The following is a 326-nucleotide window of genomic DNA, read 5'->3' as shown; positions in this document are numbered from 1 at the left end:
CAACATCAGCGGCTCCGCCGCGGGCCCCCGAACCCCCAGCCGCATCCCCGCCCTGCGAGCCTGCGGCCACTGGCTGGCTCCTCGCCCTGTGACCCGACAGTAAAGTGAGAGTCATGACCGAAAGCTCCGTGCACACCGCCCTATGGCCCGCCCCCCATGCCACCGGGGCCGTCGACGCGACGGTCACCGTGCCCGGATCGAAGTCGGTCACCAACCGCGGTCTGGTCCTCGCCGCGCTCGCCGCCGAGCCCGGCTGGCTGCGCCGCCCGCTGCGCTCCCGCGACACCCTCCTGATGGCCGAGGCCCTGCGCGCGATGGGCGTCGGC

The 326-nt window shown here is 74.2% G+C and carries 1 protein-coding gene; it reads left to right on the top strand.

Going from position 1 to position 326, the window contains the following annotated elements; genetic code table 11:
* Positions 1 to 113: 113 nt before the first annotated feature.
* The coding region (locus J0695_RS40105) for a carboxyvinyltransferase (protein WP_505383637.1) at positions 114 to 326 on the top strand (213 nt) is incomplete at its 3' end.

It is taken from the genome of Streptomyces beijiangensis, assembly GCF_017315755.1.
In the GTDB taxonomy this organism is placed as follows: domain Bacteria; phylum Actinomycetota; class Actinomycetes; order Streptomycetales; family Streptomycetaceae; genus Streptomyces; species Streptomyces beijiangensis.
This window is presented reverse-complemented; position numbering and strand designations above follow the sequence as displayed.